The 22805-nt window shown below is 55.2% G+C and carries 19 protein-coding genes; 12 read left to right on the top strand and 7 right to left on the bottom strand.

Going from position 1 to position 22805, the window contains the following annotated elements:
• Window positions 1–36 precede the first annotated feature (36 nt).
• Window positions 37–1287 carry an aminotransferase class V-fold PLP-dependent enzyme gene (locus KZZ06_RS10645; RefSeq protein WP_219580018.1) on the bottom strand — a complete coding sequence of 417 codons (1251 nt, stop codon included), beginning with the start codon at window positions 1285–1287 and terminating at the stop codon, window positions 37–39.
• A 145-nt stretch (window positions 1288–1432) separates the two neighbouring features.
• Between KZZ06_RS10645 and KZZ06_RS10640 the strand changes: the two genes are divergently transcribed.
• Window positions 1433–2284: a formate/nitrite transporter family protein gene (locus KZZ06_RS10640; protein ID WP_219580017.1), complete on the top strand. Its 852-nt coding sequence runs from the start codon at window positions 1433–1435 to the stop codon at window positions 2282–2284.
• A 79-nt stretch (window positions 2285–2363) separates the two neighbouring features.
• The gene (locus KZZ06_RS10635) at window positions 2364–3284 is read left to right on the top strand and encodes a YihY/virulence factor BrkB family protein (protein WP_257884312.1); all 921 of its coding nucleotides are present in this window, start codon (window positions 2364–2366) and stop codon (window positions 3282–3284) included.
• 83 nt (window positions 3285–3367) lie between these two features.
• Here the strand turns inward: KZZ06_RS10635 and KZZ06_RS10630 are convergent, their stop codons facing one another.
• From KZZ06_RS10630 to KZZ06_RS10615, 4 genes are all read right to left on the bottom strand, one after another.
• Window positions 3368–3745 (bottom strand): hypothetical protein, encoded by a 378-nt coding sequence (locus tag KZZ06_RS10630; RefSeq protein ID WP_219580016.1) that lies wholly within the window; start codon window positions 3743–3745, stop codon window positions 3368–3370.
• A complete protein-coding gene (locus tag KZZ06_RS10625) occupies window positions 3745–4062 on the bottom strand; it encodes a YqjD family protein (protein ID WP_219580015.1) in 318 nt (105 codons plus the stop codon). The genes KZZ06_RS10630 and KZZ06_RS10625 overlap by 1 nt, the downstream gene beginning before the upstream one ends.
• Window positions 4063–4195: 133 nt before the next feature.
• On the bottom strand, window positions 4196–5098 hold the full coding sequence (locus KZZ06_RS10620; RefSeq protein ID WP_219580014.1) for a glycosyltransferase family 2 protein: 903 nt from the start codon (window positions 5096–5098) through the stop codon (window positions 4196–4198).
• Between the two features lie 142 nt (window positions 5099–5240).
• Entirely contained in the window at window positions 5241–6050 is an 810-nt protein-coding gene (locus KZZ06_RS10615; protein ID WP_219580013.1) for a response regulator, read from the bottom strand.
• Window positions 6051–6153: 103 nt separating this feature from the next.
• On the opposite strand from KZZ06_RS10615, the gene KZZ06_RS10610 reads away from it, so the two are divergent.
• The 4 genes from KZZ06_RS10610 to KZZ06_RS10595 all read left to right on the top strand — a co-directional run bounded on the left by KZZ06_RS10610 (window position 6154) and on the right by KZZ06_RS10595 (window position 9048).
• Window positions 6154–6309 carry a NepR family anti-sigma factor gene (locus KZZ06_RS10610; RefSeq protein ID WP_219580012.1) on the top strand — a complete coding sequence of 52 codons (156 nt, stop codon included), beginning with the start codon at window positions 6154–6156 and terminating at the stop codon, window positions 6307–6309.
• Window positions 6306–6863 (top strand): RNA polymerase sigma factor, encoded by a 558-nt coding sequence (locus tag KZZ06_RS10605; protein ID WP_219580011.1) that lies wholly within the window; start codon window positions 6306–6308, stop codon window positions 6861–6863. The genes KZZ06_RS10610 and KZZ06_RS10605 overlap by 4 nt, the downstream gene beginning before the upstream one ends.
• A gap of 2 nt (window positions 6864–6865) precedes the next feature.
• Window positions 6866–8587: a sensor histidine kinase gene (locus KZZ06_RS10600; RefSeq protein WP_219580010.1), complete on the top strand. Its 1722-nt coding sequence runs from the start codon at window positions 6866–6868 to the stop codon at window positions 8585–8587.
• A gap of 302 nt (window positions 8588–8889) precedes the next feature.
• Window positions 8890–9048, top strand: a complete 159-nt coding sequence (locus KZZ06_RS10595; protein WP_219580009.1) for a hypothetical protein — start codon at window positions 8890–8892, stop codon at window positions 9046–9048.
• Between the two features lie 19 nt (window positions 9049–9067).
• Here the strand turns inward: KZZ06_RS10595 and KZZ06_RS10590 are convergent, their stop codons facing one another.
• Window positions 9068–9619 (bottom strand): cupin domain-containing protein, encoded by a 552-nt coding sequence (locus KZZ06_RS10590; protein WP_219580008.1) that lies wholly within the window; start codon window positions 9617–9619, stop codon window positions 9068–9070.
• Between the two features lie 179 nt (window positions 9620–9798).
• On the opposite strand from KZZ06_RS10590, the gene gabT reads away from it, so the two are divergent.
• Complete coding sequence (gabT, locus tag KZZ06_RS10585; protein WP_219580007.1) at window positions 9799–11184, top strand: 4-aminobutyrate--2-oxoglutarate transaminase; 1386 nt, start codon at window positions 9799–9801, stop codon at window positions 11182–11184.
• 120 nt (window positions 11185–11304) lie between these two features.
• Here the strand turns inward: gabT and KZZ06_RS10580 are convergent, their stop codons facing one another.
• Window positions 11305–12921 carry an FMN-binding glutamate synthase family protein gene (locus tag KZZ06_RS10580; RefSeq protein ID WP_219580006.1) on the bottom strand — a complete coding sequence of 539 codons (1617 nt, stop codon included), beginning with the start codon at window positions 12919–12921 and terminating at the stop codon, window positions 11305–11307.
• Window positions 12922–13366: 445 nt separating this feature from the next.
• Here KZZ06_RS10580 and KZZ06_RS10575 point away from each other — a divergent pair, with 445 nt between their 5' ends.
• From KZZ06_RS10575 to KZZ06_RS10555, 5 genes are all read left to right on the top strand, one after another.
• Window positions 13367–14326, top strand: coding sequence for a TAXI family TRAP transporter solute-binding subunit (locus KZZ06_RS10575; protein WP_219580005.1), 960 nt, complete (start codon window positions 13367–13369; stop codon window positions 14324–14326).
• Between the two features lie 126 nt (window positions 14327–14452).
• Window positions 14453–17221 carry a TRAP transporter permease gene (locus tag KZZ06_RS10570; RefSeq protein ID WP_219580004.1) on the top strand — a complete coding sequence of 923 codons (2769 nt, stop codon included), beginning with the start codon at window positions 14453–14455 and terminating at the stop codon, window positions 17219–17221.
• Window positions 17222–17390: 169 nt separating this feature from the next.
• Window positions 17391–18503: a carbon-nitrogen hydrolase family protein gene (locus KZZ06_RS10565; RefSeq protein WP_219580003.1), complete on the top strand. Its 1113-nt coding sequence runs from the start codon at window positions 17391–17393 to the stop codon at window positions 18501–18503.
• Between the two features lie 78 nt (window positions 18504–18581).
• Window positions 18582–21320 (top strand): aminotransferase class I/II-fold pyridoxal phosphate-dependent enzyme, encoded by a 2739-nt coding sequence (locus KZZ06_RS10560; protein WP_219580002.1) that lies wholly within the window; start codon window positions 18582–18584, stop codon window positions 21318–21320.
• 17 nt (window positions 21321–21337) lie between these two features.
• Window positions 21338–22798: a biotin carboxylase gene (locus tag KZZ06_RS10555; RefSeq protein ID WP_219580001.1), complete on the top strand. Its 1461-nt coding sequence runs from the start codon at window positions 21338–21340 to the stop codon at window positions 22796–22798.
• The last annotated feature ends 7 nt before the right edge of the window (window positions 22799–22805 follow it).

Here is a 22805-nt window from a genome sequence, read left to right as displayed (position 1 = left end):
GAGTTTATTTTGCAAAATGAAGCATATCGGGCGTGATTATTCAGCGATGTCCTTGATTGCAGTGAGAAATGCGCGGACTTCGTCGAGCGTATTATAGTGGCACAGCGACACGCGCACGGCGGCATCAAGGCCAAGCGGCGTCAGGATGTTGCCCGAGTAATGATCTGCCTTGCGCAGGTGGGTGCGGATGCCTTGGGCGTTCAGCCGTTCCACGATTTCGGCGGCGGGAACGGATTTGAGGGCAAAGCAGACCAGCCCTTCGCGGTCGGGGTTGTCGGTGCCGCCCAGGATGGTGACATCGGGCAGGTCGGCCAGACCGGCAAGGTTACCTGTGCCAAACAGCAAAGCATCGGTGAGCTGTTTTTCGTGGTCGTGGATTGCGGCACCTGCCGCTTCGATCTGGGCGCGGGGGGCGGTTTCATCCGATACCTGCTGCCCCAGCCATTCGAAATACCGCACCACATCGCTGAAAGTGGCATAGGACCCGGTATCGCGGGTGCCCATTTCCCAATTGCCAGCCGGGCCGCCCTGAAGCGTTTCGATTGGCAGCGCGCTAAGGCGATCAGAAGCCCAAGCGATGCCGTAGCCGTGGCGGGAGAACAGTTTATAGGGCGAGATCACATAGCCGTCGATGTCATAGCTGGCGATGTCGATGCGCCCGTGGCTGGCGTGCTGAATGCCATCAACAAAGATAAACGCATCGGGGGCCACTGCGCGGATGGCTGCACTGATACCTGCCACGTCATTGGCGATGCCGGTAACAGGCGATGTGTGCAGGATCGTCGCGACCCGGACATCCGGTGTCATCAGCGCGGCATAGGCGGCGGGCGTGACCTGCCCCGTGGCATCGTCATGGGGGACGCTGATATAGGGTTTGCCTGCCATGCCCGCCCAATGTTGTGCTGCACTGCGCGAGGCGGGGTGTTCAACGGTCGAACCGATAACAGCGCCATCGGGGGTGCCCATGATGGCGGTGCGGATCAGACGGAACGTCAGCTCTGTCCCGCTTTCGCCGACAAAGAACTGGCCGCTGGGGGCATTAAAGAACACTGCCATATCCGCCTTGGCCTGTTTGATTTTCGCAACAAGCGCATGGGAGGCTGGGTTGTCACGGCCCTGATTGTCGGGGATCGCGGCAAACAGAGCGGAGGTTTCAACGACCGCATTCAACGTCAAAGCACCACCTGCGTTTTCAAAGAAAATGCGCGGCCCTTGGAACGGACAGCTGTCGACATGCGCGAATTTAGTGCGGATTGCCTGCGTGAGTTCTGGATTTTCGGTGAACATTCTCGGCCCTGTCTGCGTTGGCTTATGTGATTTTGTGATTTCTGCGCTAGATTAACGCTAAATCACAACCACAATTATTTGCTTTGGTCATATGCATCTGCGCGCGACCGGGCGCGGAACGTAACCTTTTTGCGGGAGCAGCCAAATGGCCCCTTTGATTCAACGCAGCGTGTCGCGGAAAAAACGCCAAGAGGCTGAGGATGACGAGCGTTCCGTATCGCAGGCGACATCTCTGTCGCCAAAGCTGATCTATGAGGTGATCCGCCGCGAAGGCGAAGAAGAGCTTTCGCGCACCAAACGGTCCTTGATCTGGTCGGGCATTGCGGCGGGCATCATGATCAGCCTGTCGGTGTTGGGCGAAGCGATCCTAAGGACCTATCTGCCTGACACGCCCTACCGGTTTTTGGTCGAAAACCTGGGCTATTCGCTGGGCTTTCTGGCTGTGATTATGGGGCGGATGCAATTGTTTACCGAAAACACGATCACCACTGTTTTGCCCGTGATGCGCGCCAAATCGTGGCATTCATTTATGTGCATGCTGCGTCTGTGGGGCATCGTTTTAAGCGCGAATGTGGTTGGCGCTTTTGCTGCGGCGGTGTTGTTTATCTGGACGCCAGCATTGTCGCCAGACATCATTCCGGCGATCTTGGAACTGTCACACCATGCGACGCATATGGGGGCATACGAGGGGTTCTGGCGGGCTATTCCGGCGGGCGTGATTGTCGCGTTGATTGTGTGGATGCTACCCCAAGCGGACGAGTCTTCGTTCTTTCTGATCTTGATATTCACATGGCTGATTGCTGCGGGGGATTTCGCGCATATCGTCGCCGGATCGGTCGAGATGGCCGTGATGATCCTGGATGGTCAGTTGGGCATTGCCGGGGCGCTGTTTGGCTTCTTTATTCCGGTGCTTGCGGGTAATATCGTCGGGGGCACGATCATCTTTACGCTCGTGGCTTGGGGTCAGGTGCGTGACGAGGTAGAAGAAGAGGAATAGATGGTATCGGGCGCGGTCGCCAGTCGAGGGACAAAGAGCGACCCAATCAGAAAAGGCACGGCTTTTGGGACTTATTTCGTTGAATATAGTCAGGCGATATTGGGCAGCCTTCAAGGCAACGATCACCGATATCGGCGAACTAAATATCGGAATGGTTGCTGCTGGGGTCGCCTTCTATGGCATGCTGTCGCTGTTTCCGGCGCTGGCGGCTTTGGTCGCGCTCCTTAGCTTGATATCTGACCCTGTCGTTGTGATCGCCCAGCTTGAAGAGATGCGCGGCCTGCTGCCTGATGACGTTTACAAGATCATGAACAAGCAGATCGTATCATTGGTCACCACCAGTTCTGAAACGCTGGGTTGGGCGGGTGCGATATCGGTTCTTGCTGCGCTTTGGTCGGCGCGGGCAGGGGTTGGCGCGATGATGATCGGCTTGAACAGTGTCTATCACCAGCGCAACCGTAACTTCGCGCGGCATTATCTGCAGGCTTTGGTGCTGACATTTGGGTTGGTGATGGTTGGGATCATCGCATTGCTGACTGTGGTGATCGCGCCCATCTTTTTGTCGTTCATCCCTTTGGGCACATTTGGGGTCATTGTCGCGGATCTGATCCGCTGGACCATTGCGATAACAGTGTTGCTGGCGGGGATCGGCGTTCTGTACCGTTTCGGGCCAAACCGGCGTGGCGCGCGTGCGCGTTGGCTGACCGTTGGTGCTGTGTTCGCCGTCGTGTCCTGGGCGGTCGTGTCATACGTGTTCAGCTATTATGTCGCCAATTTCGGGAATTATAATCAGGTTTACGGATCCATTGGTGCGGTTGTAGCGATGTTGGTTTGGTTGTGGATCAGCAGCTTTTTGGTGCTGGTGGGGGCGTCGTGGAATGCGCAGGTCGAAATGCGCACGCTCGTCGATACGACTACAGGGCCATCGCGCCGGTTGGGGAAACGCGGGGCTGTCGTTGCGGATGATTTCGTCGCACCTGATGGCAGCGACCCCTCATAAAAGGCATCATCCTCAGGGTTTTGAGGATTTTGTATCGGCTTTGATGTCCCGCCCGATACCGGACGGGGCTTTGATGCAAGAGATTACAGTCTCGTGTTTTTGCCTGCGGTAAAGCCATTGATCAGCGCCACGGCGATGCCGATGAGGCTTTCAATCCCGCTGGGGCCTTGTGCCTTGCGCTGGGCTTCTAGGCGCAGCATTTCGAGTTCTCTTTGACGTTGCAGGCGGCGCGACCGGATGCCGATTGCAGCGAACATCACCAGACCTGCGCCAAAGAACACGCCACCCATAATCAGGCATGCCGTCAGTGCGGTGGTGATTGTTAGCAAGAAAATCCAAGCCGCAGCAGCCAAGAACACCGACCCGACCAGCAGGCAAATGCCGGCACCCAGACCGATTGCTGCGGTCTGGGCTGTCTCTGTTGCCCGTTGGGCAACTTTATCTACGATAACGTCCAGCATTAACGACGTGCCGCAATCAGCCCGATCAGAAATCCGACGCCGGCTGCGATACCCATCGCGGTTGCGGGTTGCGTGCGAATGAAATCCTCAGCGTTTTGCTGTGCTTCGGCGGCTTTTGCTTTGCCAAGGTCCGCATAGTCATGTGCGGCTGTTTTGGCTTGGTTTGCAGCGTCGCGGGTTGCGGTTTTGCCATATGTGCTGACGGAACTTGTCAGGGCTGCGATGTCATCCTTGAGGATCGAAATCTGCACAGAAAGATCCTCTACGGTGACGTCTTTAGCCGCTTGCACGTTCTTTGCTGCCATTTCCTTAACCATTTCTTCTCTCCATAATTAACTGATCATCTTGCGTTACAAACGCGTCGGGAATGATTCAGTTCCACCCTATCATAGTTGTTCGGCCGCTCGAACATAATGTGACGGACCGCCGCGCATGGGGTTGGGTGCGTGTTCAGCTTGCGTCGGTTGTCAGGTCTTGGTTGGCACCGAATTGCGTTTTGAACCAGCTTGGCAATGCCACCCGGTGCTTAAAGACTTTGGAGGGGCTTCTTAGCACATGTTCTTTTTCGTCACGGAATGGTTCGGATGTGATGGCTTGATACGCTTCGTCCCGGGCGCTGGCCCAGTCTTTGTCGCCAAAGCGCACAAGATGCAGGTAAAACCGCGCCGCGACTTTGTCTGCTTCTTTCCAGGCGGCACCGGGCAGCCCTTTGCCTGCAGTGTTACCAATACCTATGCGGTGCTGATTGGCGATCTCAAGCGCCTTTAGGTTGGCGTATTTCAGATGTGCCAAGTACACTCCTTGAGGCAGGTCAAACGGGACCGAATTCAGCTTGTCGGGATCAACCTTAATACCGTGGCGCCACAGGGCCGTGCCGCATTTGGTTGCCCAAGCTTTGCTGTAATGTCCGGTAAATACAGCTGTTGTCCGATGACCCAAGGCCATCTCAACATCTTCCAGAACCCGATCATTAATCGTTTCGGCGATATTTAATCCCAAGGCGAAAACGGCATCTGACGTCGATCTGTCAAAGATATCATCGAAAGACGCATAGAGTGCCGGATCAAAGCAGACCAGTTCGTCGGCATCGGTTCGGATCACCCAATCGTATGTCTGGCCCAAATCATCAGCGAATTCATTTAGAAACTTACCGCGTTTGCGGTCGAACCCTTCTAGGGTGTCGCGCGGAATTGTGGTGATACTTGCACGCGGGCACAGCGTGGCGATCATCGGATCATGACCATGCGCGACGATGTAGAGGTGTTCGTATCCTAGCAAGCGACCATAATGCGTATACCACTGGGACAGGGCCCAGTAATCTTTGTAAACCATCGTGATCGCACAGGTGCTCATGGTGTCCTTTATGCCGTCTGCAAAACTTGTGACAAGGTTTTTTGCACGGCACCGCTGGCCAAACGAAACCGCCCCGCGGCCGCAGACGCAAAAAGGCCGCGCAGTGATACGCGGCCTTTTAAATCCGATCCGTATTAAAGGATCAGGAGTTGAGCGTTTCCGTCGACGAAAAGAACATTGCCTGCGAAACAGCCGATATAACCTGATCGACGCTATAAGGTTTCGAGATCAAGAATGCGGGCTCGGGCTTGTCACCGGTCAGCAGACGTTCGGGGAACGCGGTGATAAAGATAACGGGGCGCTGGCCCAGATCGGCCAGCAGATCGTTAACCGCATCAATTCCCGACGAATTATCCGCAAGCTGGATATCGGCAAGGATCAGGTCAGGCACATCGGCCTTGCCCAATTTGACCGCTTCGTCACGGGTGCGGGCGATGCCCGTTACGCGGTGACCCATGTCAGCAACAATGGATTCGATGTCCATCGCAATGATCGCTTCGTCTTCGATGATCATCACAGAACCCATGACGCTATCGGCCATCTCACGGCGGGCGATTTGCACCAGTTGGCTTGCCTCATGCTCGTCTACGGCGATGATCTGTCCGATTTCAGCGAAAGAGAAACCTTCGATGGTGTGCAAAAGCAATGCTTCGCGGCTGTGGTTGGTCAGTTTCGCTAGATGTTTCTGCGCGCGCGCCCGCGGTCCGGTTTCGCCTTCTTCGATCGGGGCACCGGCGCTGGACCAGATACCGTATAGAACTTTGAAAATCCCTGTGCGCACATCCATCCCGTCCAACATGGACCGATCTACCAGAATGGCCTCGAGTGCTGCCGCGGCAAACGCATCGCCGCTGGTTTGACTGCCTGTTAGTGCGCGTGCATAACGACGCAGGTATGGAAGGCATTGACCCAACGCATCGCTGACACTCGTGTTCTCTTTGGCGTCCGTCATTTATCGTTGTCCTTTTAAAATAATTATGGAACCAAACCCCGCAGGTGAGTGTTTAGTTCCGTACCGTGTGCAGAAATTTAAGTTAAAGTCAGGAAAAATGTCGATGAAGTTGGGCAAAAACGATGAAAATGAACGTTTTATCGACGAAAATCTTCGGCGCGTCTACGAACAGACTGTTGATGAGGGCATTCCTGACAAATTTAAAGATTTGCTCAACAAATTAAAAGAACAAGAAAAAAACTCTGGGCAGCCGGAATGAGTAGGTCAGACCCGCGCGATGAACTGGTCGAGCATTTGCCGGCCATGCGCGCCTTTGCCATCAGTTTGACCCGAAACGGCGCCATCGCGGATGACATGGTACAAGATACCGTGGTGAAAGCCTGGACAAATATTGATAAATTCGAAGTTGGCACCAACATGCGGGCCTGGCTTTTCACGATTTTGCGCAACACGTATTATTCGTCGCGCCGCAAGTCGAACCGCGAAGTTGCTGATGTTGATGGCGTGTTTACCGAAAGCCTGGCTGAAAAACCTGCACATGACGGTCACATGCAAATGACGGACTTCCGCAAGGCCCTGGGCGAGCTGAAAGACGAACAACGCGAGGCGCTGCTTTTGGTCGGTGCATCGGGGTTTTCCTACGAAGAAGCCGCTGAAATGTGTGGCGTCGCTGTGGGCACAATCAAAAGCCGGACCAACCGCGCCCGTGCTCGCATCGCCGAGCTGATGGGCCTGCGGGATGACGAGAGCCTTGAGATGACAGATGATGCGACAATGTCTGTCATTTCTGCATCAAAAGTTTCGTCTTTTTAACGATGACGTCGGGCTTTCCTGGCACTGACGTCTTTCGGGGACTGACCTTTCGGGTTCTGCTGTTTCTGTCGCTCGCCTTGTTGCCGATCGGGTTAATCTCGGTCGTGCAAACCCGCGAGATCGCGGAGCAGGCCATGGTCAACGCCGAGTTGTCATTGCTCGCGATTACAGAACAGGCATCCTCTACCGAAAGCAGTCTTATTCAAGAGGCGTTCGGCGGGGCCGATGCGCTGGCGTCTGTGGTGAATCTTATCAAGGCCGATAATTTCTCGTGCAGTGCCTTTTTGCGCGAATACCAGAAAACGTCCAATCTCTATACGCTGGTCAGTTTTTCCACAATTGACGGAAAGATCGAATGTGTATCCTCGGGCATCGCCTCTGACGTGAGCGAAAACCCGATCTTCAAAAAGCTGGTGAAGGGCCAAAAACGCACAGCGAATATTTTCCTGAAACCGTCCTATAGCAAGGAAGCGGTGTTGATCGTCAGCGTGCCCCTAAGGGTCGAAGGCGACTTGCTGGGGTTTGTGAACATGTCGATCCCAGAACGTGTTTTCCGCGAAGTTGTGGAACCCGATCTAGAGATCAGACCGACCGCCATGGTGACCTTCAACGCAGACGGCGAAATTCTGACAACCGAAAATGACCGCGCCATGGCAAGCAAAGAAATGCCAGCCGTTCAAGAGCTTAAGTGGTATGCGGGCCAATCCGGCCGCGTGATCCGCGCCACAAGCTTGCAAGGTGATGACCGCGTTTATGCGATTTTGCCAATTGTTCCGGGTGTCATCTACGCGATGAGCGTCTGGCCAAAGGATTCCCCGCTTCTTGCGGCGGGCGCATCGACGCGGCTGAATCTTGTGCTGCCTGTTGTGATGTGGATCGCCAGCCTGATCGTCGCATTCTGGGCGCTGAACCGGCTTGCGATCAAACACATCCGTAAATTGGGCCGACAGATGCGCCACTTTGCGTTGAACAGAACGTTGCCGCGCACCGCGCTTGGCGGGGTTGTTCCGACTGAAATCGTGAACATGGAAGAAGCGTTTGTCGGGATGGCTGAATCGATCCTGCGAGACGAGGCCAAGCTGGAAGATAGCCTGCGTCAAAAGAACATTCTTTTGAAGGAGGTCCATCACAGGGTTAAAAATAACCTGCAACTGATTTCATCGATTATGAACATGCAGATCCGGCAGGCCTCTACTGCTGATGCAAAGCGTGTGTTGCAACGTCTGCAAGACCGCATACTTAGCCTCGCGACCGTGCATAAAAGCCTGTACCAAAACGATAATTTGACCCGCGTTGACGGCGGCGTTCTGATGCACGAGATCGTTAACCAGTTGCTAAGTGTCGGGCTTCCCAGCGGGTCCGGGATCACGGTTTCGCAAAAATACGAGGCGATCCAACTGGACCCCGACGATGCCGCACCGCTGACGTTGCTGGTCTCGGAGGCGGTTACAAACGCGCTGAAATACGTCGCAGCTGGTCAAGCCGACAAAGGTTGGATCGAGGTTAATCTAAAGTACACCGGTCCTGAAATGGCCTTGCTGACGGTCAGCAACTCCACCGGACATGGTGAAGTGGAAAAAGGCACCGGTTTGGGATCGCGGCTGATCACCGCGTTTTCGCGGCAGCTGAACGGTCAATTCGAAATCATAGAAAATCCGGGCAGCTACACCTTGTCGGTCGAATTCCCCGTGCCGCTGAAATCAAAGATCGTTTACGATTACTAACGATCCTTTTGACGCCAGCGGGTTCGCAAATCCCCTTACGCGACATTTTGACACGTAAGCGCATCTGTGACGGCGCGAAGTGGGCCGGAGTTTAGAAACCATTAACCCCAAGTGCCATATAATAAGGGATATTTCGGGTAATCGGGGCTTAGTGGAGGTTGTCAGATGGTATGTTTTGCCGGTTGTCCTTCTTGCGACTTCACGAAAACGGCCGTGAAACGTGATCGCCGCTGTGGAACATTACACAGTTAGCGCCGTTGACCCCCCGACAAGCGAAACACATTTTTTGAAAGGAGGTAGCTGTGACGATAGATCTGTTCATAGGATCGTTGATGATCCTGACGCTAGCTGCCATCGCGATAGTATCTTTGACGACGCGCAAACGGGATGATGAGAAAAGAAACAAATGGTCGGATTTTCGATCTGACGATGACGATCAAAACAACCTGACCGGCACGTGATCCCTGTAGGTTTCTGTTATTAGAAACTTGGCGGCGTACAGGCGCTGAACACCACGCAAACGGTGCCGCTGATGTTTCTGAACCGATGCGGCAGACGGCTATCAAACAGATAGCCATCGCCGGGGGCAAGCACCTCGACTGTGCCATCGACCGTCACCTCGACCTCGCCTGATATCACAATCCCTGCCTCTTCCCCGTCGTGTACGATCCACTCGGGACCGGTGTCTGCGCCGGGCTGATATGTTTCATACAAGACTTGCAGGGTATGCTTTTCCGCGTTGCCAAGCTGGCGCAGGGAAACCTGTTCTTCGCTCGACGGGGAAACTTCGGTAAACTCATGTTTGCGATAGAAAACTTTGGGGGTCTGTTGGTCTTCCAATGTGGCAAAAAACTCGGCCATGCTAATCGGGATCGCGTCCAGCAAGCTTTTTAGCGACGCAACAGACGGGCTGGTTTTGTTTTTCTCGATCAGTGAAATCGTGCCGTTCGTTAGCCCGGCCAAATTGGCCAGCTCGCGCTGTGAAAGCCCACGTTCTTCTCGAATCGTTCTTAGCCTTTGACCTATGTTCACGTCTGGCCCCCGAATTTTTCTTTTTTGATCTCTAGCCTGTATCTCTGTGCGATCACAGGCAAATTTTGGCGCAGCTTTGATATGTGGTATTGTTTGAATTGAAACATGATTGACAATTAAATTAAACGCAATAATAGGATTTTAAACGCACGACCTGCGTCTTACAAAAGGAATTGTATATGTCCAGCACAGTCAAAAAGCAGTCCCGCAAAGGCGCTGCAAAGAAATCGACCAAAAGCACGGTGGTTCCAGATATGCTCGAAGCGAATGTGACAATTGAAACAAATGCGCAGTTGATCGCCCGCCGCGAGCTTGCTGTGCCGCGTGGTGTTGCCTCTGCCGCGCCGATCTATGCAAAATATGCCGAGAACGCAGAGCTTTGGGATGTAGATGGCAACCGCTACATCGATTTTGTTGGCGGTATTGGCGTGTTGAACACGGGCCACCGTCACCCCAAAGTGGTCGCAGCCGCGAAGGCGCAAGAAGATCACTACACGCACACCAGCTTTCAGGTTGTGCCTTACGGCCCCTATATCGAGCTGGCCGAGAAACTGAACGCGCTTGCCCCCGGTGATATGCCGAAAAAGACGCTTCTGGTGACCACGGGTGCCGAAGCTGTTGAAAACGCAGTCAAAATCGCACGCGCTGCGACAGGTCGCCCCGGTGTAATCGCCTTTACCGGCGGGTATCACGGCCGCACATTGCTGACACTGGGCATGACCGGCAAGGTATCCCCCTACAAAAAAGACGTGGGCCCGTTCCCATCCGACATCTTCCGCGCGCCTTTCCCGTCGCAGCGTGATGGCATCACTGTTCAAGACGCAATTACCGGCCTGAAGAACCTGTTCCTGACAGATGCGCAGCCCGAACGTGTTGCGGCGATCATCATCGAACCGGTTCTGGGCGAGGGTGGCTATACCCCCGTTCCCTTCGACATGATGCAGCAGCTGCGCGACATCTGCGACGAACATGGCATTCTGTTGATCGCTGACGAAGTGCAAGCCGGCTTTGGCCGCACCGGGACATGGTTTGCAATCGAACATTCCGGCGTTGTGCCAGACTTGATCACCGTGGCGAAATCCATGGCGGGCGGCTATCCTTTGGCGGGCGTGATTGGCCGTGCCGACGTGATGGACGCAATGGCACCAGGCGGTTTGGGCGGCACATATGGCGGCAACCCCGTTGCCTGCGCCGCGTCCTTGGCAGCCATCGCCGCAATCGAAGAAGAAGGCCTGCTGGCACGTTCAACATCGATGGGCGAACACATCAAGGCACGCTTTGCCGAGATTGGTGCACGTTCGGCACCGTTCCGGATGTGGGACATCCGTGGTTTGGGTGCGATGATTGCTGTTGAATTCGTGACAGACTTTGACACAGCCACACCTGATGGTGATTTCACCAAACGTGTTATCGCCCACGCCCTTAAGCGCGGCCTGTTGCTGCTCAGCTGCGGTATGCACGGCAATGCGATCCGCGTGATGGTGCCGCTTACCGCGTCGGACGAGATCGTCGAAGAAGGTTTGGCCATTTTCGAAGAAGCAGTTCAGGCTGCAATGGCTGAATAAGCCCCAGTCTTATCAATTTGTGAAAGGCGCGCCGGGAAACCAGCGCGCCTTTTGCGTTTCACGTGGCGTTTTCTTGCAAAGAAAACGGGCCGGAATTTTTCAAAAATTCCGCCGCGTGTATCAATCGAAGGGCACAAAACTGGATGCCTGAGCGCGGCTCCAACGAGTCTTGTTTCCCTTATAATCCAGCGCCTTGTCATCCAGCAGATACCCTTCTGGCAGATAGCCATAGACCTCGTCCCCCTGCACCATGCTTTTGTCGCCTTGGCGCAGCATCAGATGGCGGGGCAGGAATTCACTTGGGTCAGTGAGGCCAGCAGCGCCTGTCATCTCACCCAATGCTTTCAACGTATTGCGGTGGAAACGGGCGACGCGTTCGCTCTTGTGGCCGACATCCAACGCGCGTTGGCGGGTCGGATCCTGGGTCGCGACGCCAACAGGGCAGTGGTTTGTGTGGCACGCCTGCGCCTGAATGCAGCCGATCGCAAACATGAACCCGCGCGCGGAATTGCACCAATCGGCACCCATCGCCAAGCAGCGTGCAATGTCAAAGGCAGACACGACTTTGCCTGCGGCACCCAGCTTGATCTGATCGCGTATGCCCGCACCCCGAAGGGTGTTGTGTACGAAGGTGAGGCCCTCGACCATCGGCATGCCCACGTGGTTCGCGAACTCAAGCGGTGCAGCCCCGGTGCCCCCTTCGGTGCCGTCGACAACGATGAAATCCGGTACGATCCCTGTTTCCAGCATCGCCTTGACCATGCACATGAATTCACGCTGGTGACCGATGCACAGCTTGAACCCCACAGGCTTTCCGCCCGAAAGATCACGCAGCTGGCCCAAGAACGCCATCATCTCGATGGGGGTGGTAAAGGCAGAGTGCGCGGCGGGTGAAATGCAATCCTGACCCATCGGAATATCGCGCGCTTCGGCGATCTCTGCGCTGATCTTTGAGGCAGGAAGCATCCCGCCATGTCCGGGTTTCGCGCCTTGGCTTAGCTTGAGTTCGATCATCTTGATCTGATCACTGCTGGCCTGCTCTTTGAACTTTTGCGGGTCAAACTGACCATCCGCTGTGCGGCAGCCGAAATATCCCGACCCCACTTCGTAGATCAGGTCACCGCCGCCGGCGCGATGATAACGACTGACCCCGCCTTCGCCGGTGTCATGGGCAAAGCCGCCCATCTTGGCACCCGTATTCAGCGCGCTGATCGCATTGGCAGAGAGGGATCCGAAGCTCATCGCGGAGATGTTGTAGATCGACGCGTCATAGGGCTGCTTGCAGGCATCATTGCCGATCCGCACGCGGAAATCCGTGTTCGTGATGTGGATGGGCTGGACGGAGTGGGTCACCCAAGAATAGCCTGCATCGTACACACGCATCCGGGTGCCAAAGGGGCGCGCGTCTTCTTGACCCTTAGCGCGTTGATACACCAATGACCGGTCGTCCCGGCTAAAGGGTTCTTCGTCTTGATCGGATTCAATCAGGTACTGCCGGATCTCTGGGCGTATCCCTTCAAAGAAGAAACGCATATGCCCCATCACCGGATAGTTGCGCAGGATCGAATGTTTTTCCTGAAAAATGTCGTAGACGCCCATCAACGACAGCACCCCAAAAACTGCGAGCGGTATGATGAACCAGATCGACCAAGCTATCAGAAATACGAGCGAAAGGATGGCTAAAACCAGCACCCCCGCAAACGTTCCAAAACGGGCGAGGGACGAGATTCTTTTCATACATGCTCCTGCGGATGCGCCCATTTTGGGCAGTTTTTCGGCGTTGGCATAGCCTATAGCATAAATACTTCAGATTTCACGACCGGATCACAATTTATCCGATATAAGTCAAAAATTCATCGTTTGATTTTCTCAACACTGTTGACGCTTTTGTAACCACTCCTCTCGGATGCTGTAATTAAATTGTTTAAAAATAGATAATTAGATTGTATCTTTTGCGGAAAAATTGGCGGGCGGGCATTAAATCCAACGCTTGCACACCAATAAGATGCGCGCCCGCGTTATAGGCAGACGGGGGTGGAACCCATGATTTTGACGTGCAATCAAGTGCCAAAATGCAATTAATTGGCTTGTTTTACGCAGGAATATCTGCGCTCATTTCAGGCATTCATGACACCTCGCGCTGAATGACGGGGGGTCTGGGAAAAAGTTGGGAGACTATAAAATGACAATTTTCAAGTCCATCGCCATTGCTTCCGCGCTTGTCGCGGGCACGGCGGCGACAGCACAAGAAAAGTTTATCACCATCGGCACCGGCGGCCAAACTGGCGTTTACTTTGTTGTGGGTCAGTCGATCTGCCGTCTGGTAAACCGTGACAGCGCCACAACGGGTCTGAAATGTACAGCGCCTTCGACAGGTGGTTCCATCGCCAACATCAACGCCATCAAAGCGGGTGATATGGATATGGGCGTTGCCCAGTCTGACTGGCAGTTCCACGCCTATAACGGGACCTCAAAGTTTGAGGGCGAGAAGTTCGACAAAGAGCGTGCGGTATTCTCGGTACACTCCGAACCGTTCACTGTGATTGCACGCGCCGATGCGGGCATCGAAAGCTTTGACGACCTTAAAGGCAAGCGCGTTAACGTCGGTAACCCCGGTTCCGGTCAGCTGGCCACAATGGAAGTCGTTCTGGACGCCAAAGGCTGGTCCATGAGTGATTTCTCGCTCGCTTCCGAACTGAAGCCAGCCGAGCAAGCCGCCGCATTGGGCGACAACAAGGTTGACGCGATCATCTATACCGTGGGCCACCCGAACGGGTCGATCCAAGAAGCGGTTTCCACCGTGGACGCCAAGCTGGTTCCAGTTGAAGGCGAAGCCATCGACAAGCTGGTCGCTGACAACCCGTTCTACGCCTATGCGACCATTCCCGGTGGCATGTACAAAGGTACAGACAGCGATGTGAAAACATTCGGTGTGAAGGCAACATTTGTGACATCTTCGGATGTTGACGATGCTGTGGTTTACGAAGTTGTAAAAGCTGTGTTCGACAACTTTGACCGCTTCAAAAAGCTCCACCCTGCCTTTGCGAACCTCACCGAAGCCGAGATGATCTCGGGCGGTCTGTCCGCACCTCTGCATGATGGTGCTGTTAAGTACTACAAAGAGCGCGGTTGGATCGAATAATCTAACCCAAGCTAACCTAGAAAGCGGGTTCGCCCCGCTTTCTACGGGCCCAAAGGCCCACCAGTTATCTACCCAAAGACAAAAATGGGCACTCGTCCTAAGACGGGGCCGCCAGGGGGACTAAACATGTCAATCAATGATCAACAGCAAGCCGCTGCCGTCGAAGCCCAAGCCGCAGGGCGCGGGGGTCTAAGTCAGGCTGAGCTGGACGAACTTGTCGCGTCTTCTGACACAGGTGGCCGGTCTGCGACGGGGGGCGTTGGCTTTTTCCTCGCGATGGTTGCCCTTGCGTGGTCGATGTTCCAGCTATGGATCGCGTCACCCATTCCGTTTGTTGTTGGTTGGGGTGTGTTTAACGACACTGAAACCCGGTCTATCCACCTTGCGTTTGCCTTGTTCCTTGGGATCACCGCATTCCCCGCCGCCCGCACCAAAGTACAACTGGGCCTTGGTCTGATTGTGCCGATTGTGCTGGCCTATCTGTTTATGGTCGGTGCCAAAGACGGCACGCCAACATGGTGGATCCCGCTGGTCGCCCTTGGGATTGTTGCCACCGTTCTGCTGGGTTCCCCCAAAGACCGCGTGCCGGTTTGGGAATGGATTCTGGCAATCGTCGGTGCCGCCGCAGCGCTGTATTTGTTCGTTTACTACCGCGAGATTTCAGGCCGTGTTGGTGCGCCCAACATGCAAGATACCGTGGTTTTCGTTATCGGCATCATGATCCTGCTTGAGGCAACGCGCCGCGCGCTTGGCCCGGCTTTGATGATCGTCGCCTCGGTTTTCCTGATCTACAACGTGCTTGGGCCGATCATGCCCGACATCATCGCGCACAAGGGCAACAGCCTGTCCGAGATCGTGAACCACCAGTGGATCACCACCGAAGGTGTGTTCGGTATCGCGCTTGGTGTTTCGACCTCGTTTGTTTTCCTGTTCGTTTTGTTCGGCGCGCTGCTGGATAAGGCCGGGGCGGGCAACTACTTTATCCAAGTGGCGTTCAGCATGATGGGTCACATGAAGGGCGGACCTGCGAAGGCTGCCGTTGTGTCCTCTGCGATGACGGGTCTGATCTCGGGTTCGTCCATCGCGAACGTGGTGACCACGGGTACATTCACCATTCCCTTGATGAAAAAGGTCGGGTTCAGCTCTGAAAAGGCCGGCGCGGTCGAGGTTGCCTCGTCGGTGAACGGTCAGATCATGCCACCTGTTATGGGCGCTGCGGCGTTCTTGATGGTTGAATACGTGGGTATTCCCTATTTTGACGTGGTGACGCATGCGTTTCTGCCTGCGGTAATCTCCTACATTGCCTTGGTGTATATCGTGCATCTTGAGGCCCTGAAGGCCGGTATGGTCGGCCTTGAACGTCCCTATACGCCCAAGCCGATTGTGCAGCGTCTGCTGGTCACCGCCTTTATCGTCGCGGCGATCTGCGCGATTAGCTTTGCGGTTTACTATGGCATGGGCTGGTTGCGCCCTGCATTCCCGAACAGCGCAGGCTACATCATCTTTGCTGTGCTCACGGTTGTTTATGCGGCCCTGCTATACGTCGGTTCCAAAGAAGAGCCGCTGAAGCTGGACGATCCCAACGAGCCTGTCACGCGTCTGCCAATGCCTGGTCCTACGGTGCGTTCCGGTTTGCACTTTATCCTGCCGATCGTCGTGCTGGTTTGGGCGCTTATGGTTGACCGTCTGTCCCCCGGCCTGTCGGCGTTCTGGGCGACCACCTATATGGTGTTCATCCTGGTTACCCAGCGTCCGCTGATGGCGATTTTCCGGGGCGAAAGCCAGTTCGCCAATGACGTGGTTGAAGGTGTCAAAGATCTGATCGACGGCTTAGTCGTCGGTGCGCGCAACATGATCGGTATCGGCATTGCCACGGCGACTGCGGGTATCATCGTGGGCGTTGTCAGCCAAACCGGTGTTGGTTCGGCTTTGGCCGATGTGGTCGAGGTTCTGTCGGGCGGTAATATCCTTGCCATTCTGTTCCTGACGGCGATCTTGTCGCTGATCCTTGGCATGGGTCTGCCGACCACGGCGAACTATATCGTTGTGTCCGCGCTGCTTGCCCCTGTCATCGTGACCTTGGGCCAGCAGAACGGGTTGATCGTGCCGTTGATCGCTGTGCACCTGTTTGTGTTCTACTTTGGCATCATGGCTGATGTGACGCCGCCTGTGGGTCTGGCCAGCTTTGCCGCTGCTGCTGTATCTGGCGGTGATCCGATCAAAACCGGTGTGGTTGCATTCTTCTACAGCTTGCGCACCGCCGCCTTGCCGTTCCTGTTTATCTTCAACACCGAATTGTTGCTGATCAACGTGACGATGGTCCAAGGTATATTCGTGTTCATTGTCGCGACCTTTGCGATGCTGCTGTTCGCGGCAGCAACCCAAGGGTGGTTCTTGGCCAGAAACCGTTTCTACGAAACCATTGCCCTGCTGTTGATCGCATTCACGCTGTTCCGGCCCGGTTTCTGGATGGATATGGTGTTCCCACCGTATCTTGAGGAAGCACCAGCCGAGATCGTGCAAGCCGCAGCTGATACACCAATTGGCGAGAATTTGCGCCTGCGGGTGTCCGGTGTTGGTGATCTGGGTGATCCGATTGAATTCGTGGCGCTGCTGCCAATGGGCGAAGGCACCACGGGCGAGGAGAAGCTGGAAGCAGCAGGTATCGTGACACGCATGGATGGTGACAAGATGATCATCGATGATGTGCTGTATGATTCCTCTGCGGCAGCTGCCGGTCTGGACTGGGATCAAGAGGTCCTGCGCGTTCTCAAGCCGGTGTCGGTGCCCAGCAAATACTGGATGTTTGTGCCTGCACTATTGTTGCTTGCTCTTGTTGTGATGCTGCAAAGAGGCCGCAATGCGCGTGGCCTTCGCAAGACGGCAACAGGGTAAGAAACAGGACAATGCGCGCGCTACGCATACAAGCCATGCACGTGGCGCTTGAGGGACCAGCACCTCAGCTGTTTAGTATCCTGAACAGACCGAGTAAGGACTGTCCAATTCGGGCTTCTGGCGGGAATATGTCCTGCCAGAAACGCCCCTTTGGACGGAGTAACCACTTATGACACCTTTTGCGATTGCAGGCGTACAAATGTACGTCAATGCCTTGGAATCCAATGTTGATGGGATGATCCAGCGACTTGATATTCTGATGGCGCGTTTCCCTTGGACCCAGATGGTTCTGTTTTCCGAGCTGGCCCCCTTTGGCCCGCTGGATCGCTTTGCCTTGCCACCGGAAAACGAGGCGCTTGAGAAGTTTCAGGCCGCCGCGCGCAAACATCGCGTTTGGCTGATCCCCGGATCGATGTTTCTGAAAAACCCCGAAGACGGGCGCGTTTATAACACGGCCGTGGTGATCAACCCTGAGGGCGAGATCATTCGCCGCTACGCCAAGATGTTCCCGTTCCGGCCCTACGAATCCGGCATCGCGGCGGGTACTGAATTCTGCGTGTTTGACGTGCCAGAAGTCGGCCGTTTCGGCATGTCGATTTGCTATGATATCTGGTTCCCCGAAACCACGCGGCAACTGACCAGCCAGGGTGTCGAAGTCCTGTTGAACCCGGTTTTGACGGGCACCACCGACCGTGACGCAGAACTGGCCATCGCGCGCGCAACGGCAGCGCAATTCCAATGCTATGTCTTTGCGGTAAACGGTCTTGGGGCCGGCGGCGTCGGCAAATCCTTGGTTGTTGATCCCACATCGATGGTGCTGCACCAATCCGCAGGCCAAGAAGACATGTTCCCGATCGAAGTTGACCTGTCGATGGTCCGCCGCCAGCGCGAAACCGGCATGAAGGGTTTGGGTCAGGTTCTGAAATCCTTCCGCGACCGTTCGACCGATTTTTCGGTGTATGATCGCAGCAGCGGAACAGACGCCTATTTGAACACGCTCGGCCCGCTTGAGGTGCCACACCAAGGCACCCGCGCCGGTCTGCATGTCGATGTACCGGCCCAACGCGTGCCCGATGTGCCTGCTTTCAAAGGACAAGAAGCCGCACCCGGTTTCGCGTCGCCTCAGCCTGGTTTCGCACCCGAGCCTTTGCCAAACCCGACGGCAGGGATCGCTGTAGCCCCTGTCGCACCACATGCCCCTGCGGCCCCGGCCGCAGAACCACATAACCCACCCGTAAAACCCGGCGCACCCGCCGGAAGCGGTCCAACATCCAGCGGCTAAGCTTTTGCTTCTTGGCCCGGCCAGTCTTTGGCCGGGTCACAGGATGCAGAACTGGACGCCCTAAGCGGAGTACGATTGATGCATTCTATGAATAACTATTCGTCGGCAATTCAGTTGCGGTCGGACAGGTGGAGCGCACTGCGCGGGGCGGCCACGGCCCTGACGCGCGAGAAAAAGCCAGCAGAGATCGAAAAGCTGCGGGCCACCTGCCAAGAGCTGTTCGCGTCGCTTGCGCTGATCGAGCCCTATTGGGCGTTTCCGGGCGTATCTGCGTTCGAACATTTGCAGCGGATGCTGAACCACGACAACTTTGAAGATATGGCATTCGCCATTAACCGCATCGCCCGTGGGTTGACGACGGGGGCCTATCGCCGTCGGTCCATCCCGCTCGAACGCGATAGCATCGACAACGAAGAACATGATGACGAGGCAATGCTCTCCCCCGAAGCACGGGCGCTGACGAAACCTTATTTCGAGGTGCTGATCGTTGATGATGTGAGCGAACAGCAGGAACGCTGGCTGAAATCCAACGTCAGCCGCATGCGCCGCTCAGAAGACCCGTTTCACTACGAGGCGGTGGTCGTCAAATCCATCGAAGACGCACTGATTGCCGTGCTGTTTAACTACAACATCCAAGCCATCGTTGTGCGCCCCGGTCTGACGCTGAAATCCAAAATGGATAAACAGATTTTGACCCGCTATCTGGCCCGTGCGGGCGGCGAGGAAGAGATCGACAAACTGCAGCCGGAAAACTATGGCCCCGAGCTGTGCCGGATGATCGCCAAGGTGCGCCCGGAACTGGACGCCTATCTGGTCACCGAACGATCAGTCGAAGACATTGCCGGTCTGGATCTGGGTATTTGCCGTCGGGTTTTCTATAACCAAGAAGACTTTATGGAGCTGCACTTGAACATCCTGCGCGGTGTTCAAGCCCGCAATAAATCGCCGTTTTTCACGGCGCTTGTCGAATATTCCAAACAGCCGACCGGCGTTTTCCACGCGATGCCGATCAGCCGCGGTAAATCAATAACGCGGTCGCACTGGATTCAGGATATGGGCGCGTTCTACGGGCCTAACATCTTCCTTGCTGAAACCTCTGCCACGTCGGGCGGGTTGGACAGTTTGCTGGAACCTCACGGCCCTATCAAAGAAGCACAAGAACTGGCGTCGCGGGCATTTGGGTCAAAGCAAACGTTCTTTGCGACCAACGGCACGTCCACCTGTAACAAGATCGTTGTCCAAGCGCTGGTGCGCCCCGGCGACATCGTGTTGGTCGACCGCGATTGCCACAAATCGCACCACTACGGCATGGTGCTGGCGGGCGCGCAGGTCTGTTACCTTGATAGCTATCCGTTGAACGAATATTCCATGTACGGTGCCGTGCCCCTGCGCGAGATCAAGCACCAACTGCTGACGCTCAAGGCGGCGGGCAAGCTGGATCAGGTGCGCATGCTGTTGTTGACCAACTGTACCTTTGACGGTCTGGTTTATAACGTCGAACGCGTCATGGAAGAATGTCTGGCGATCAAGCCTGATCTGGTTTTCCTGTGGGACGAAGCATGGTTTGCCTTTGCCCGTTTCAACCCGACCTATCGCCAGCGCACTGGCATGAATGCCGCGAACACCCTGCGCGACAAGTTCAAGACGGCCAAACATGCCGAAGCCTACGAGGCACAGCAGGCCAAACTGAAAGACGCAGATGACGAAACGCTGCTGAACACACGGTTGATCCCGCCGCCAACGTCGCGGGTTCGGGTCTATACCACGCAATCGACCCATAAAACGCTAACGTCTCTGCGCCAAGGATCGATGCTGCACGTCAACGACCAGGACTTTAAGGGCGAGGTCGAACAGTCTTTCCACGAAGCGTATATGACCCACACGTCAACATCGCCCAACTATCAGATCATTGCGTCATTGGATGTCGGGCGGCGGCAGGTCGAACTTGAAGGGTTCGAATTTGTCCAACGTCAGATCGAAGCGGCCCTGTCGATGCGCCGTGCGATTGCCGACCATCCGCTGTTGTCGAAATACTTTAAGGTGCTGACCGCCGGCGACATGATCCCCGAAGAATACCGCGAAAGCGGGGTCACCAGCTATTACGATCAGGAACAGGGCTGGACCGACATGTGGGACTGCTGGGAGAAGGACCAGTTCGTTCTGGATGCCAGCCGTGTGACCCTTCTGGTTGGTGGTACGGGCTGGGACGGTGACACGTTCAAAACCGATATCCTGATGGATAAATACGGTATCCAGATCAACAAAACATCGCGCAACACCGTGTTGTTCATGACCAATATCGGCACGACCCGGTCCAGCGTTGCCTATCTGATCGAGGTGTTGGTAGAGATCGCCAAATCGCTGGATGATCTGCTGGATGACGCAAGCAAGATGGAACGCCGGTCGTTTGACAATCGTGTGTCGAACCTGATGGAAAACTATCCGCCGCTGCCTGACTTCAGCCGCTTTCACGATGCATTCCGCGCCGATGACGTGACCTCGGAAGGGGATATTCGAACTGCGTTCTTCCTCGCTTATGATGAAAAGAACACCGATTATCTGGACCTTAACGGCACCCTGCGCGAGGCCATGGATGCGGGCGAGACGGTCGTATCGGCCAGCTTTATCATCCCCTATCCACCCGGCTTTCCGATCCTTGTACCGGGGCAGGTCGTCAGCCAGGAAATCCTGTCATTCATGCGCGCCTTGGATGTCAGCGAAATCCACGGCTACCGGCCCGATCTGGGGCTGCGTGTCTTTACCGATGCTGCGTTGAAACGTGTGCGCAAGAAAAATCTCTCGTCTTCACCTGAATAAGAAAAGGAACCAAACCTATGACCACGACTGTTCTCAAGAATATCTCGGAAATCCGCCGGTTCTTTCACCGTAACGAAGACCCGATCTATTTCATTTCGGCCACCAACTTTAACCTGTTGGGTCTCGATGAATGGGTGAAGAACTTTAAATATATCTGCTACATCGACTGTTACGGCGGCAAGCATCCCAACGTGTTCTGCCCGTCCGAACAGCCGCACGCAGAATTCCAAAGCATCGAAGACATCAACAACTATCTGTTGCAGCACAAAGAGGTGATTGATTTCATCAAGCGCCGCGGCGGCAAGCCCAAGTTTGTGTTCCTGATGTTTGATGAGGAAACCGAACGTCTGTCCAAAGAGCTGGGTGCCGATGTCTGGTTCCCCAAGGCCAAGCTGCGCACCAAGATGGACAACAAGATCGAAACCGTCCGTATCGGTAACAAGGCTGGCGTGCCATCGGTGCCAAACGTTCTGGCCGAGGTCAAAAGCTATGAAGATCTGAAAAAGACCTGTGACAAAGCGGGCATCGGTCACGATCTGGTGCTGCAATCTGCCTTTGGTGACAGTGGCCACACCACGTTCTTTATCAAATCCGAGGCCGATTTCCGCCGTCACGAATCCGAAATCGTCGGCGAGGGCGAGATCAAGATCATGAAACGTATTGATTGCCGGGGTTCCGCGATCGAAGCCTGCGCCACCAAAGAAGGCACAATCGTTGGCCCGCTGATGACCGAGCTGGTCGGCTTCAAAGATCTGACACCCTATCGCGGCGGCTGGTGTGGCAACGAAATTCTGTCCACAGCCTTCCCACCCAAGGTCCGTCAAAAGGCCCGCGAGCTGACGTTCAAGTTCGGTGAACAGCTCCGCAAGGAAGGGTATCGTGGCTATTTCGAGCTCGATTTCCTGATCGACAAGAAAACCGGCGATCTGTGGTTGGGCGAATTGAACCCGCGCATCACCGGCGCGTCGTCCATGACCAACCATGCCGCTTTTGCCCATGCAGATGCGCCATTGTTCCTGTTCCACCTGCTTGAGTTCTCGAAAAAGAAATTCAATCTGGATACGGCCGAGCTGAACGATCGTTGGGCTGATCCGTCGATGATCGACGGCTGGTCGCAGATGGTCATCAAGCACACCGAAGACAGCGTTGATATCTGTAGCGATGCGCCTGAAACCGGTATTTACAAGATGCTTGAAGACGGTCGTGTGGTGTTTGACCGCTTTGATTATCACCGCCGTGCGGTTGAATCCGAGAACGAAGCGTTCTTTTTGCGCATCCTTCAACCGGGCGATTACCGCTATGAGGGGGCAGACATCGGCATCCTTGTGACCCGTGGCCGGTCGATGACCAAATCATTCCAGTTGAATGAGCGCGCGAAAAAGTGGATTCACGGCATCAAGCAGTCGGTTCACGGTCGGCCTTTGCCAGTGGCAGAGGCAGGTCCAGCGTTTTCAGACCCGGCTTTTAAAATCCTCTAAGGTTCGA

Origin of the sequence: Sulfitobacter sp. CW3, assembly GCF_019392245.1 — a bacterium.
Lineage (GTDB): Bacteria > Pseudomonadota > Alphaproteobacteria > Rhodobacterales > Rhodobacteraceae > Sulfitobacter.
The sequence above is the reverse complement of the archived record's forward strand: the minus strand, read 5'-3'. Positions and strand labels throughout refer to the sequence as shown.

Bases quoted from the DNA above. Each gene is read 5' to 3' on its own strand.
- KZZ06_RS10645 (WP_219580018.1), bottom strand. From the start codon at position 1,287: ATGTTCACCGAAAATCCAGAACTCACGCAGGCAATCCGCACTAAATTC.
- KZZ06_RS10640 (WP_219580017.1), top strand. From the start codon at position 1,433: ATGGCCCCTTTGATTCAACGCAGCGTGTCGCGGAAAAAACGCCAAGAG.
- KZZ06_RS10630 (WP_219580016.1), bottom strand. From the start codon at position 3,745: ATGCTGGACGTTATCGTAGATAAAGTTGCCCAACGGGCAACAGAGACA.
- KZZ06_RS10625 (WP_219580015.1), bottom strand. From the start codon at position 4,062: ATGGTTAAGGAAATGGCAGCAAAGAACGTGCAAGCGGCTAAAGACGTC.
- KZZ06_RS10620 (WP_219580014.1), bottom strand. From the start codon at position 5,098: ATGAGCACCTGTGCGATCACGATGGTTTACAAAGATTACTGGGCCCTG.
- KZZ06_RS10615 (WP_219580013.1), bottom strand. From the start codon at position 6,050: ATGACGGACGCCAAAGAGAACACGAGTGTCAGCGATGCGTTGGGTCAA.
- KZZ06_RS10610 (WP_219580012.1), top strand. From the start codon at position 6,154: ATGAAGTTGGGCAAAAACGATGAAAATGAACGTTTTATCGACGAAAAT.
- KZZ06_RS10605 (WP_219580011.1), top strand. From the start codon at position 6,306: ATGAGTAGGTCAGACCCGCGCGATGAACTGGTCGAGCATTTGCCGGCC.
- KZZ06_RS10600 (WP_219580010.1), top strand. From the start codon at position 6,866: ATGACGTCGGGCTTTCCTGGCACTGACGTCTTTCGGGGACTGACCTTT.
- gabT (WP_219580007.1), top strand. From the start codon at position 9,799: ATGTCCAGCACAGTCAAAAAGCAGTCCCGCAAAGGCGCTGCAAAGAAA.
- KZZ06_RS10580 (WP_219580006.1), bottom strand. From the start codon at position 12,921: ATGAAAAGAATCTCGTCCCTCGCCCGTTTTGGAACGTTTGCGGGGGTG.
- KZZ06_RS10575 (WP_219580005.1), top strand. From the start codon at position 13,367: ATGACAATTTTCAAGTCCATCGCCATTGCTTCCGCGCTTGTCGCGGGC.
- KZZ06_RS10570 (WP_219580004.1), top strand. From the start codon at position 14,453: ATGTCAATCAATGATCAACAGCAAGCCGCTGCCGTCGAAGCCCAAGCC.
- KZZ06_RS10565 (WP_219580003.1), top strand. From the start codon at position 17,391: ATGACACCTTTTGCGATTGCAGGCGTACAAATGTACGTCAATGCCTTG.
- KZZ06_RS10560 (WP_219580002.1), top strand. From the start codon at position 18,582: ATGCATTCTATGAATAACTATTCGTCGGCAATTCAGTTGCGGTCGGAC.
- KZZ06_RS10555 (WP_219580001.1), top strand. From the start codon at position 21,338: ATGACCACGACTGTTCTCAAGAATATCTCGGAAATCCGCCGGTTCTTT.